At 68.8% G+C, this 12,032-nt stretch carries 10 protein-coding genes; 9 read left to right on the plus strand and 1 reads right to left on the minus strand.

Features of this window, described 5'->3' with window-relative positions:
• The first annotated feature begins 507 nt into the window (after positions 1 to 507).
• From ABD089_RS12360 to ABD089_RS12395, 8 genes are all read left to right on the plus strand, one after another.
• Complete coding sequence (locus ABD089_RS12360) at positions 508 to 1,305, plus strand: WecB/TagA/CpsF family glycosyltransferase (RefSeq protein ID WP_343886735.1); 798 nt, start codon at positions 508 to 510, stop codon at positions 1,303 to 1,305.
• A gap of 30 nt (positions 1,306 to 1,335) precedes the next feature.
• Positions 1,336 to 2,211: a hypothetical protein gene (locus ABD089_RS12365; RefSeq protein ID WP_343886736.1), complete on the plus strand. Its 876-nt coding sequence runs from the start codon at positions 1,336 to 1,338 to the stop codon at positions 2,209 to 2,211.
• A 2-nt stretch (positions 2,212 to 2,213) separates the two neighbouring features.
• Positions 2,214 to 3,617 (plus strand): O-antigen ligase family protein, encoded by a 1,404-nt coding sequence (locus ABD089_RS12370; protein WP_343886737.1) that lies wholly within the window; start codon positions 2,214 to 2,216, stop codon positions 3,615 to 3,617.
• Entirely contained in the window at positions 3,614 to 4,171 is a 558-nt protein-coding gene (locus tag ABD089_RS12375; RefSeq protein ID WP_343886739.1) for an acyltransferase, read from the plus strand. The genes ABD089_RS12370 and ABD089_RS12375 overlap by 4 nt, the downstream gene beginning before the upstream one ends.
• A 51-nt stretch (positions 4,172 to 4,222) precedes the next feature.
• A complete protein-coding gene (locus tag ABD089_RS12380; RefSeq protein WP_343886740.1) occupies positions 4,223 to 5,194 on the plus strand; it encodes a glycosyltransferase family 2 protein in 972 nt (323 codons plus the stop codon).
• Between the two features lie 92 nt (positions 5,195 to 5,286).
• Positions 5,287 to 6,327 carry a hypothetical protein gene (locus tag ABD089_RS12385; RefSeq protein ID WP_343886741.1) on the plus strand — a complete coding sequence of 347 codons (1,041 nt, stop codon included), beginning with the start codon at positions 5,287 to 5,289 and terminating at the stop codon, positions 6,325 to 6,327.
• A complete protein-coding gene (locus ABD089_RS12390; protein ID WP_343886742.1) occupies positions 6,324 to 7,232 on the plus strand; it encodes a glycosyltransferase family 2 protein in 909 nt (302 codons plus the stop codon). The genes ABD089_RS12385 and ABD089_RS12390 overlap by 4 nt, the downstream gene beginning before the upstream one ends.
• Positions 7,229 to 8,485, plus strand: coding sequence for a glycosyltransferase family 4 protein (locus ABD089_RS12395; RefSeq protein ID WP_343886743.1), 1,257 nt, complete (start codon positions 7,229 to 7,231; stop codon positions 8,483 to 8,485). The genes ABD089_RS12390 and ABD089_RS12395 overlap by 4 nt, the downstream gene beginning before the upstream one ends.
• 76 nt (positions 8,486 to 8,561) lie before the next feature.
• Here ABD089_RS12395 and ABD089_RS12400 read toward each other — a convergent pair whose 3' ends face one another.
• A complete protein-coding gene (locus ABD089_RS12400; protein ID WP_343886744.1) occupies positions 8,562 to 10,004 on the minus strand; it encodes an oligosaccharide flippase family protein in 1,443 nt (480 codons plus the stop codon).
• Between the two features lie 380 nt (positions 10,005 to 10,384).
• On the opposite strand from ABD089_RS12400, the gene ABD089_RS12405 reads away from it, so the two are divergent.
• Positions 10,385 to 11,998: a malectin domain-containing carbohydrate-binding protein gene (locus tag ABD089_RS12405; RefSeq protein ID WP_343886745.1), complete on the plus strand. Its 1,614-nt coding sequence runs from the start codon at positions 10,385 to 10,387 to the stop codon at positions 11,996 to 11,998.
• The last annotated feature ends 34 nt before the right edge of the window (positions 11,999 to 12,032 follow it).

The following is a 12,032-nucleotide window of genomic DNA, read 5'->3' on the forward strand; positions in this document are numbered from 1 at the left end:
TCGCGGGGAAAAACATGTGAGGCACGGCACCCACCTACGCGGGGACCATGTGTGAGTCTCGTCGCCGGGTTGACGGGAGCTGCATCCGCCGGAGCGGGATCCGGCTGTGCGACCCGGGCCACCGGCGACGGAAGTGCTTCCGAGCGATGGATCTGCGGGCCGGCAGCGGTTGCTTCCCTGTCGACTTCCGGAACGTCGACCTCCGGCAGGGACAATGCCCCATCGGCCTGTGCCGAGGTGTAGTCCGGCAGCCCGAAAGTGGGCCCCTTCCACTCGCCGTCGGTCATCTCGTCCCCTTTGTCAGCCGCGGATTCCCGCGTGTCCACTGTGGCATGGACGCAGCCCTTCCGCGGGCGGTTCCGCGTCAACGGTCAGATGTCCATTCCCTCTCCGACTTGGGTCTTTCCTGAGTGCCAGCTGGCTTTGCAGGGTGCGTGGACCGGCCCGCTATGTATCGTTGTTGACGGTTCACCGGGCTATGCCGGTGACAGTTTCGGGGGAAACTTCATGACGACAAATCTGATGGGCCGTGCGCCCGAGACCGACTGGCACCAGGTGATGATCAACGGCGTGCGCTTCGATGCCGTCACCGTTGAGAACGTGCTGGACCACGTGACGAAGTCCGTGCAGGCCGACGCTCCGGGCGGACTCATCCTCACCGTCAACACCGACATCATGCGGCAGTTGCCCGCCAACCCGGACGTGCTCGAGGGATCAGCCCTCGTGATCGCCGACGGCATGCCCCTCGTGTGGGCGAGCCAGATCCTGGGGGATCCGTTGCCGGCCCGTGTCACGGGTGCCGAATTGGTTCCCGAGCTCAGCGCACGCGCCGCCGAGGAGGGCCTCAAGGTCTTCTTCTTCGGTGCGGCGCCCGGCGTCGCCCACCGCGCGTCCAAGCAGCTGCGCGAGCAGGACCCGCGCCTGCAGGTCGTCGGCTCCTACAGCCCCGAACTCGGCTTCGACAAGACCGAGGCCGGTGTCACCGAGGCCGTGCGTCTCGTCGCCGAGGCCCGCCCCGACGTCGTCTTCGTGGCACTTGGCTTCCCGCGCCAGGAGCGCATCGCGCTGAAGATGCTGGAGGCCCTTCCACAGGCCTGGTTCATCGGCTGCGGCGGCGCGCTGGACATGGCCGCGGGTGACATTCCCCGTGCTCACGACCTGTGGCAGAAGCTGGGCGCAGAATGGCTGCACCGGTTGTTGCAGGAACCCAGCCGGATGGCCGACCGTTACCTGCGCCACGGCGTTCCTTACACCATCGGCCTTCTGGGCCGTTCGATGGCCTCGCGGCTGCGCAACCTTGCCTGACCGCTCGTCCGACCACCACAGGAAGCACCGATGACCAACGACCTGAACCCTTCGGCCCCCTCGCGCGCCGAGGTGGAGCCCGTGGCCGCCGCCGTGAGCCGTCCGCTGCAGTCCCTGCGCAAGCACTGGCTGCCGGCCCTGCTCATCATGGGTCTGGGCACCGGTGCCGGCGTCGCGCTCGGCGCCACGCAGCCCGTGACCTACACCGCCGAGGCCCGGGTGGCCGTCGGGACGGGTGACCTGAGCACCGGCGCCATCGCTGGCTTCCCCCTGGCCGCGAAGGACCTCGCGTCCAACTACGCGCGCTGGATCAACGACCAGGGCCTGCGCAATGACCAGACCGAGGGCGTCACCATGGCCGCCTCGCCGATCCCGGAGTCGAGCATCATCCGGGTCGAGGGCACCGGCACCGACCTTGCTGCCGTCACCAAGGCAACCCAGGCCACCGCGGACGAGCTGGTCAAGGCCGCGAACGGTGATGGCACCAACCTCGACCCCAAGGTCACCTTCACCGCCTACACCAAGGCGAGCAACGAGTGGGCAGCCGCCAAGAGCGCGCTGACCACCGCCCAGGCCCAGCTCGACAAGCTGCTCGCGACGCCCAATGGCGCAACCACCGGCACCGTCGGCACGACGGCGCAGATCACCGCCGCCCGCGAGGCCGTCACCAAGGCGATGGCCCTGGAGACGCAGAAGCTGCAGTACATGAACGCCCTGGGCGCCAAGTACCAGGACCAGCTGGTCAACGCCTCCCAGGCGGCCGACCTGGTCGTCGTCCGCAAGGCCGAGGAGTCGTCCAACGACCGCATGTCGCTGATCCAGCGCTACGGCCTGCTCGGCCTGATCGTCGGATCGGCGCTGGCCCTGCTGGCCGCGGTCGCGCTCGACCGTCGTGAGCGACGCTGACCGTGTCGACGATCGCGCACCGGGCCACCGTCCCGGATCTCGCCTCCTCGCTGCGTGCGCCTGATCCGGCGCTCGGCGAGGACAGCGCCGACCGCGCGATCCCGCTGTATGTCTGGACCTTCCTGGCGGCGCTGTTCTTCAACATGTTCAGCGGCAATGCCTGGCTGCTGCACCTGCCGATGTCGCTGGACCGCCCGCTCTTCCTGGGCACGCTCGTGCTGCTCCTGCTGGACCCCTACCGGGAGCGCTGGCGCTGGCGTTGGGTCTACCTGGCTGGCTTCCTGACCGTCCTGGTCACCTGTTGGGCCTGGTGGAGCACGGGTGCGATCAGCGACACCTACAAGGCGTACATGCTGATCGACCGCATCATCATGCCGCTGGTCATGTTCGCCACCGGCCCGATGGTCTTCTCCACCCGCGCCCGCCGGATCCTGCTGCTCAAGTTCTTCGGCGTGCTGACGGTCTACTGGGGCATCACGGCCATCGGCGAGATCGCACACCTGCCGATCGTCTTCCCCAGCTTCATCTCCAACCCGGACGTCGGCATCGGCTACGGCCGTGCTCGCGGCCCCTTCCTGGCGTCCGAGCCGATGGGCATGGCCTGCGCGCTGGGCTTCTTCATGGGCGGCCTGCTGGCATCCCAGACGAAGGGACGCTGGCGCACGCTGGGCTACTGGGCGATGGGCCTGGGCTTCATCGGGGACGCGCTGGCGATGACCCGCACCCTGTGGATCGCCCTGCTCGCGGGCGCCCTGGTGATCGGCGTCCTGGTGCCGCAGCTGCGCCGCCGGATGCCCGTGATCATCGGCGCCTCGGTCGCCGGCACCGCCCTGGCCCTGGTGGCCATCCCCGGCCTGCTGCCGATGCTGGTCGAGCGGCTCACCACCTCGCGCTCGATCTATGACCGGGTGCTCACCAACGAGGCGGCCCTCAAGATCATCACCGCGAAGCCCTTCACGGGCGTCGGCTGGGGCAATTTCGTCGGCGTGAACGTCGACTGGGTGCGACAGGGCGACACCATCCCGCTGACGACGGTCACCATCGAGGTGCACAACGTCTTCCTCAGCCGTGCTGCCGAGACCGGCATCCAGGGTGCGGTCCTGTGGGGCCTGTGCGTGCTGCTCGGCCCGGTGGCCGTGCTGCTGAGCCGCTCGCCCAATGCCGAGGCCCGCGCCTGGAAGCTCGTCTCGATCGGCGCGCTCTTCGTCTGGCTGCTGCCCTCGGTCGGCAGCCCGAACCCCTACCCCTTCCCGAACAACATGATCTGGCTGGTCTGCGGCGTCGCGTCCCGGCACCTGTTGATCGCCCCCGCCCTGCGCGTCCCCGAAACCGATCCCCCCGAAACCGATCCAGCCGTGGAACCCGCCGAGGACATCGCACGGCTCGAGACCCAGGAGGCCTCATGATCGTCAAGGACATCGCCCGTTCGCTGCTGGAGGGCCCCGTCGCGCTGGAACGCCTGCGTCGCACCAATCGCCGAGCGATGGTCGGCAGCGGCGTCCACTTCGCCGGCGACGCATCCCGGGTGCAGCTGGCCGACGGGGTCGCCATCTTCGGCCCGTCGGTGCTGGCCGTGACCGACGGCGGGGGCCTGACCGGCTCGCGCCTGGAGATCGGCGCCCGCACCTACATCGGTGAGTTCAACAACATCCGCACCGCCGGCGCACCCATCGTCATCGGCGCCGACTGCCTGATCAGCCAGCACATCACCATCGTCGGCTCCAACCACGGCACGGTCGCCGGGCGCACCATCGTCTCCCAGCCCTGGGACGGCGACGGCGTCGTGATCGGGGACGACGTGTGGATCGGCGCTGGCGCGGTGATCCTGCCCGGTGCCCGGATCGGCAACGGCGCGGTGATCGCGGCCAATGCCGTCGTCCGCGGCGAGGTGGCCGACAACGCCATCGTCGGTGGCGTCCCCGCCCGCGTCCTCGGTGAACGCTCCCCCGAAGGGGCCTGACCACCTGCACTTCACCAACCTCCCCCATGGCCACAACCTGAAGGAGTACTCGTGAACCAGCCCCTGATCAGCGTCATCACCCCGGCTCGCAATGCCGAGAAGTACCTCGGATCCTGCCTCGACGGCGTCCGGGCCCAGACCTGGGAGAACGTCGAGCACGTCGTCGTCAACGACGGCTCCACCGACCGGACGGGCGCCCTGCTCGACCTCTACGCGGACGAACTGACCGTCGTCCACAGCACCGGCGAGGGCGTCTCGGCTGCCCGCAACCGCGCCGTGGCCGCCTCCCGTGGCGAGTACATCGCGCTCTGCGATGCCGACGACGTGCTGCTGCCGCGCCACCTCGAGACGGCGATGGCGAAGCTGTCGCAGGGTGATCGCGCCTTCGTCACCTGTGACGCCTACCTGCTCACCACCGGCGGCTTCGACCCCAAGCGCACCGTACTGCCCTGGGGATCGGTTCCCGGCAAGCTGCACCGCCTCGGCATCCTGGAGGCGAACTTCGTCTCGATCTTCACCGTGATGCCGCGGGCGATGTGGGACGAGTTGGGCGGCATGAGCACCAGCCTGCGTTACAACGAGGACTGGGACCTGTGGATGCGCGCCATCCATGCTGGCTGGGAGATGCGCATCCAAGCCAAGCCGGAGGCCATGTACCGCTGGACCCCAGGTTCGGCCATGACCAATGTGGACAAGGTGATCGAGGCCGAGGACCGGATGATGGAGACCTTCCTGGCCGAGCACGCCGACACCCTGCAGCCCGACGAACTCGACTACGTCAACCGTCGCATCAAGGACGGCAACCCCCGGGTTGTCGCCCGTCGGGGGGACGACGCGCTGCGCGAGGGTGACTACGCCACTGCCCGCGAGTCCTTCAACGAGGCCGCGCTCCTGCTGCCGCACGACCGCAAGGTGCAGGCCAAGGCGGCGAGCATGCGCCTCGTCCCGCCGACCGCACGACTCTGGCAGCGCCGTCTGCTGCACGCCGACCGGGCGACCGGACGCGACGTGCACGAACGCTGACCGACCCGGGCACTTGACCCACCAGCCACCTCACCAATCAGCCAACGACGACCCACCACGCAACAGTCATCACCACCGGAAGGAACAACATCATGGAGCTCGGCAAGCGCTACTGGACAAGCCGCTTCTCGGACTGGGCGGCACCGCTGCCCGCCGACCCCGGCTACACCCTGCTGGTTCCGGTCCCCGGTGACCTGCCCGTCTTCCTGGAGGTCGCGCTGGCCGTGACCGGCCAGCAGAAGGCCGAGCACCGCCTCGAGACGCTGGTGATCCCGGACGTCATGACGCCGCAGGTGAAGAACATCGTCGAGCGCAACCGCGCCAACTGGCAGGGCAAGCTGACGCTGCTGCCGCTGCCCCAGCCCGAGCGCACCATGCTGCCGCGGATGAAGAACCCCTCGCGCAACCACGCCGTGCAGGTCATCACCGGCATCGAGCACTCGCGCAGCACGCACGTCCTGCTGCACGACGCCGACCTCTTCCTGCTCGACAAGGGCGCCCTCGACCAGCGCTACCAGCAGGCCGTCGAGCGTGACCTGGACGCGCTGGGCATCTCGCCCGTGTGGGACCCCTGGTACAACGAGAAGGGCCTCACCCACCTGGCCGCGACCTGGGAACTGATGGCCAGCCGGGACTGGCTGCGCGCCTTCCCGCCGCACATGCACATGGGCCACACCGCCGAGATGTACGGCGAGGACCACGTCTTCGACACCACCCTGCGCGCACAGGCGCTCGGCAACCCCGCGCGCATCGCGCAGGACAACCTGAGCGACGAGATCGTCCACTTCAACTACGTGATCTCGACCTACCGCCACTTCCAGCGCTCCAGCGGCTCGTTCACCGACGACCGCTACCGCCTGATCCTCGTCCGGCTGTTGATCGACCTGTTCGCCCAGGAGCCCTTCGACTACGTCGTCCCCACCCTCGCCGAGCTGGCGAAGGGCCTGGACGACCCGACGGCGCGCGTGGTCTACCCCTCCGGTGAGAAGGCTGCGGCTGACTACGCCTCCTTCCGCTCGCAGATCCAGCGCACCTTCCACGGCGAGTGGTGCGAGGCGGAGCGCGGCGACCGCGCCGAGGCCGAGCTCGCTCCCTTCGACGCGCACTACGGCTACACGGGCGACAACCGATGACATCCGACGTGTCAGCCGGCACGGGGGTGCCGGCCAGCATCGTCATCCCGGCGCACAACGAGGGCTCGGTCATCGACCGCTGCCTGGAGTCGCTGGCGCAGGACCCCACGGGCCGGCTCTGTGAGGTCGTCGTGGCAGCGAATGGCTGCTCCGACGACACCGCTGCCCGCGCCCGTGCCTTCGACGGACGCTTCGCGCGGCTCGTCGTGCTCGACCTGCCGACCCCCGGCAAGGTCGGGGCGCTCAACGCGGGTGACGAGGCGGCCACCGCGCTGCCCCGCATCTACCTGGACGCCGACATCGAGCTCGGCCCCGGTGCCCTGACCGCACTGGTCGAGGGCCTGACCACCGACGAGGCGGTCGTCGCCAGCCCGCACATCCACTTCGACCTGACCGGGTCGGACCTGGTGGTGCGCCAGTTCTACGCCATGTTCGCCGCGCTGCCCTATGTGCGCGACGGACTGGTGGGGCTGGGCGTCTACGGCCTCTCGCCGTCGGGACGGGCGCGTTACGACAAGTTCCCCGAGCTCACCGCGGACGACCTCTACGTGCAGCGCCTGTTCCGGGACAGCGAGCGCCGCAACACCGACGGCACCTTCACGGTGCAGGTGCCGCGGACGGCCAAGGCCCTGGTCAAGGTTCGGACGCGTGTCGCGCGCGGCAATGCCGAGCTGGCCGACGCCGGCGAGGCCCTGTCGCAGGACACCCTGGACGCGTCGTCCAGCACCACCAGCACCACCCGGGCGATGCTCGACGAGGTGCGCCGCAACCCGAAGCTGCTGCCGGCCGCCGTCGCCTACGCCGGCGTCACCGCCGTTGCTCGTCGCCGTGCTGCGAAGGCGGGCGCCGACACGGCCTGGGAGCGCGACGACTCCACCCGCAACACCAGCCAAGGAGAAGCATGACCACCCGCGTTGCCTACCTGGTCAGCCAGTACCCCGCCGTCTCGCACGTCTTCATCGAGCGAGAGGTGCTCGGGCTGCGCGCCCGGGGCGTCGAGGTGCACACCTTCAGCGTCCGCAAGCCCGACCCGAAGACCCTGCACAGCCAGGTGATGCGCGACGAGGCCGCGGCCACGGTCGTCCTGCAGGAGGACCCGAAGGCGCTGGCGCTGTCGAATGCCCGCGTTGCCACGCGTCGGCTGCGTCCCTACGCCACGGCGCTCAAGCAGGCGCTGGGCAGCGGTGAGCGGGCGCTCAAGCAGCGCACCTGGCAGGTCTTCTACCTGGCCGAGGCCGTGAAGCTGTACGAGACGATGCGCGAGCGCGGCCTGCGCCACGTGCACGCCCACTTCGCCAACAACGGTGCCGACATCGCGCGGCTGGCGGTGGCGCTGGGACGCGCGATCGACGGCCCCGACGCGGGCTGGTGCTGGTCGTTCAGCATGCACGGCCCGACCGAGTTCGAGGAGGTCACCGCCTTCGACCTCGCCGCCAAAACTGAGCAGGCAGACGGCGTCGCGTGCATCACCGACTTCACCCGCAGCCAGCTGATGCGCATGGTCGACCCGGCCGTGTGGCCGCGGCTGGACATCGTCCACATGTCCGTGGAGCCGGATCGGTTCGCCCCGCCGGCCTCGCGGGAGCACGACGGCGCGCTGCGCGTGCTGGACGTCGGACGACTGGTGCCCGAGAAGGGTGGTCCGGTGCTCGTGGACGCCGTGGGCCAGCTCAAGGATCGTGGCGTGGACGTGCAGGTGCGCTTCGTGGGTGCTGGTGACCTGATGGAGCGGCTGCGCGCCGAGGTCGCCGAGCGGGGTCTGGACGACCGCATCGAGCTGCTGGGCAACCGTTCCCAGGAGGAGATCCTGGAGCAGTACCACTGGGCCGACGTGTTCGCGCTGCCCAGCTTCCAGGAGGGCCTGCCGGTGGTCATCATGGAGGCGCTCAGCACCGAGCTCCCCGTCGTCTCCACCCGGATCAACGGGATCGGTGAGCTGGTCGTCGACGGTGTCACGGGACGCCTGCTGACCCCCGGACGCGCCGACCTGGTGGCCGATGCCCTGGAGCAGCTCGCCGGCGATCCCGAGCTGCGCAAGCGTCTGGGTGCCGCCGGTCGCCAGGCGGTGCTGGACGGCTACACCACCGAGAAGACCTCGGAGCAGATGGAGCACTTCCTCACCGGCGTCCAGCAGCGGACGGCCGCGAAGACCCGCTGAACTTCACCGCAGACGAGAATCGCCACCCGGATCTTCCGGGTGGCGATTCTTCGTTGCGGCCGATCCGCCGCGCTGCTCAGCCGCGGCGCAGCACCTTGTTGAGCATCGCCTTTGACCCGTCGATGCCAAAGGTGAGCAGGCCGTAGACGACCATGCCGGGGGCTGCAGCGATGCCACAGACGAACAGTGCGAGGGGCCCGTAGGGGATCACGCTGCCCACCAGGAAGGTGTGCGCTGCCCACGCGCCCAAGCCGGCAACCGCGGCGCCGGCGAAGCCCTGCAACCACGGCACCTGTGCCCACGGGGACGCAATGGGAGTGCGCAGACGGCTGGCCATCAACACCTGCAGCAGGGCGGCGGAGACGACGCGTCCGATGGCCGTGGCGACCACCGAACCCATGGCGCCGAAGGGCTTGATCAGGATCACGGTCAGGCCGAGGTTCACCACGGTGCTGGACAGGCCGTACCAGAGCGGCAACTCGCTGCGTCCCAGACCCTGGGCCCACAGCAGCTGGATCTGGGCCAGCAGCAGCATGCCGAAGCTCAGCAGCACCAGGCAGGCCACCTCACCGGTCAGCGTGGAGCCCAGGTGCAACCAGGCATTCACGCCGAACAGTGCTGCGGGGGCACCGACGGCCACCCAGCCCCACACGCCGCGGACCCACTGCAGCTGGAGCTTGGACACCCGTTCGGCCGCCTCCTCCTCCGACAGCGTGGCGAGGTGGTGGCCGACGGCCGTCTGCATCGGGACGTAGGCATTCATCGGCACATTGCCCAACGTCTGGGCGAAGTTGCTGCCGGCGCCGAAGGGGGTGGTCTGCGCGGAGGCATAACGTCCGACGAGCATGATGTCGCCCTGCGCACCGATCACGTTCATGATCGAGCTGAGCTGCACCTTCCAGGCGTAGGAGAGGAATTCCTTGGCCGTCGCCCAGTCGGTGAACTTGAAGCTCTTCAGGTCGAGCTTCCTCAGCGCGGCGGGGACGATCAGCACCGTCGGCGCGATCTGCTGCAGCAACTGGGTGTAGGCGATGCCGTGCAGGCCCCAGCCATAACGAATCGTCGCGATCATGCCGACGACGTAGATGGCGTGCCCCGCGAAGGTCGACAGCGAGTTCCAGGCGAAGGTGCCATGCGCCCAGACGACCTGCTGGAAACCGCCGCGCAGCTGGCTGATGACGATGATGATCGCCATGGAGCGCAACAGGAAGACCGCTCCAGCCGGGTCGGCGGCAGTGGCCGGGAACAGGCCCATCAACTGCGGCGCGAACACCCAGGTGACGCCCAGGATCAGCGCGGACGTGATCGCGGAGAAGCCCAGCAGGGTCGTGAGCAGCCTGGTCAGGCCGACCTTGTCACCCTTGCCGACCAGGATGGTGAAGTATCGCGCCGAGCTGGCGGCGACGCCGCCGTCGAGGGCGGCGATGAAGAGCTGGACGGCGACGGCCACCAAGAAGATGCCGTAGATGGTCTGGCCGAGGCCCTTGATGATGAATGGCGTCAACGCAAGGTTGATCAACAGAGGGGTGAACTGGCCCAAGGCCTGCCATGCCGTACCTTGCAGGATGGCCTTTCGACCCGTTGCGTGGGGCGCGTGCGAATCACTCGGCCCGGTCTCCGGCGAGGAGGCCACGATGCCGTCATCCGGCTCAAGGTCCACGTCGCGTGGTTGGTCAGCATTCATTTTTTCCCCCGTGTTGTCCAGCCTGCCCATGCTAACTGCGGGCCCGTCCAGCACTCCTGCCGCCGACTGAACGCGCGCTGAGACCCAGCAGCATCGCGCGCGGTGAGGCAGCATGCTGGGTTGCTCAGAGTGGGGATCCCCATGCGAAGATTGGGACGAACGTCCCACCCCACCCCCCACACACCGTTCATTCGGTAGACCTTCACGGAGTCCTCGTGCAGTCACGCTCGCACCATGCCCTCGTCCTCGCCGCCGTCCTCCTCCTGTCCCCGCTGCCCGCCGCGTGCAGTGCGGAGACCTTCAGCTTCACCAGCACCGCCGCCGACCACGACATCGACGACGGCCAGGGCAACGTCTGGCGCAGCCGCGCCGGCCTGAGTGGTGGGCAGGGGTTCTCGACCCTGCTGGCCGGAAAGACCATCACAGGCGCCAAGACCTCCGAGATCTTCACCACGAATGTCTGGGGCAAGCAGTCCTACTCGATCCCCGTCCCTGAGAAGGGTGACTACACCGTCACCCTGTACGCCGCGGAGGACTTCTTCCGCCAGGGCGGGCAGCGCGTCTTCCACGTCGACGCCGAGGGCACCCGCGCGGTCTCGAACATCGACCTCGCCGCAACCGCTGGTTACGCGGCCGCCTATCGCAAGGCCTTCACCGTGGAGGTCACCGACGGGGCCCTCGACCTGGCCCTTGCCGGCGACGTGAACAACCCGCTCCTCAGCGCGATCCGCGTGCAGCAGGGCAGCGGCGATGCGAGCAGCGACCCCGTGATGGTCCCCACCCAGGAGGTCTCGGCCTCCAGCGCCGCGACCTCGTCCGAGACCCCCACGCTGAGCCCGTCGGCCACCACCTCGTCGCCCACGGCCAGCAGCACCTCCACGGTTGTCTACAAGCCGACCGGCACCAACACCTCGGGCCGGGCCGTCGGCTTCGCACCCGACTCCTTCTGGTTCAGTGACGTCTCGAAGGCCCCGCTTGCCGCGAACAGCGCGGCCCAGGCGGCTGACCTGGCCAAGCAGGTGCGTGACTACTACGGCGGCGTCGCCGCCTTCAACGCGCACCAGTACAACGTCGCGCTGGAGACCGTTGGCGCGGACGTCCCCACGGTGGACGTGACCTGGGTCGACTGCCAGAACAAGGGCAGCCTCCCGGCCGAGATCTACACCGGCAGCGCCTTCTTCAAGAAGGTCCCGATCCCCGCCGAGGCCGCCCCGGCGGTGGGCACCGACGGCCAGTTGAGCATCTACCAGCCCAGCACCGACAAGTTGTGGGAGTTCTGGCAGGCCAAGAAGGTCGGCAACACCTGGCAGGCCTGTTGGGGCGGACGCATTGACAAGGTCTCGTCCAACCTCGGGCAGTTCCGCGAGGGCTACGGCGTCTCCGCGACCAACATCGCGCTGGCGGGCGGCATGATCACCCTGGCCGACGTGCGCCGCGGAAAGATCAACCACGCCATGTCGGTAGCGATCATGGACCCTGCCCCGTACACCCAGATCTCGTGGCCCGCGCAGCGCTCCGACGGTCACCCGGCCGGCAAGGGGCTGATCCGTGAGGGCCAGCGCCTTCGCCTCGACCCCGCTCTGGACCTGTCGAAGTACGACCTGACCCCGATGGGACGGATGGTGGCCGAGGCCGCCCAGACCTACGGCTTCATCGTGACCGACAAGAGCGGCGCCGTGGCGGTACCCACCGAGAGCGGGTTCGGCGAGAAGGCGACCACGGGCAAGAACCCCTGGGACACCCTGCTCACCGTCCCCGACTACAAGGTGCTGGAGAACTTCCCCTGGGACAAGACGCAGTTCATGCCCGTCGACTACGGGCGCCCGTGATCGAGGTTTTGCCCACCGACCAGCCCGGTTGACG

Origin of the sequence: Luteococcus sanguinis (assembly GCF_039527675.1) — a bacterium.
Taxonomy (GTDB): Bacteria; Actinomycetota; Actinomycetes; order Propionibacteriales; family Propionibacteriaceae; genus Luteococcus; species Luteococcus sanguinis.

Bases quoted from the DNA above. Each gene is read 5' to 3' on its own strand.
- ABD089_RS12360 (WP_343886735.1), top strand. From the start codon at position 508: ATGACGACAAATCTGATGGGCCGTGCGCCCGAGACCGACTGGCACCAG.
- ABD089_RS12365 (WP_343886736.1), top strand. From the start codon at position 1,336: ATGACCAACGACCTGAACCCTTCGGCCCCCTCGCGCGCCGAGGTGGAG.
- ABD089_RS12375 (WP_343886739.1), top strand. From the start codon at position 3,614: ATGATCGTCAAGGACATCGCCCGTTCGCTGCTGGAGGGCCCCGTCGCG.
- ABD089_RS12385 (WP_343886741.1), top strand. From the start codon at position 5,287: ATGGAGCTCGGCAAGCGCTACTGGACAAGCCGCTTCTCGGACTGGGCG.
- ABD089_RS12390 (WP_343886742.1), top strand. From the start codon at position 6,324: ATGACATCCGACGTGTCAGCCGGCACGGGGGTGCCGGCCAGCATCGTC.
- ABD089_RS12395 (WP_343886743.1), top strand. From the start codon at position 7,229: ATGACCACCCGCGTTGCCTACCTGGTCAGCCAGTACCCCGCCGTCTCG.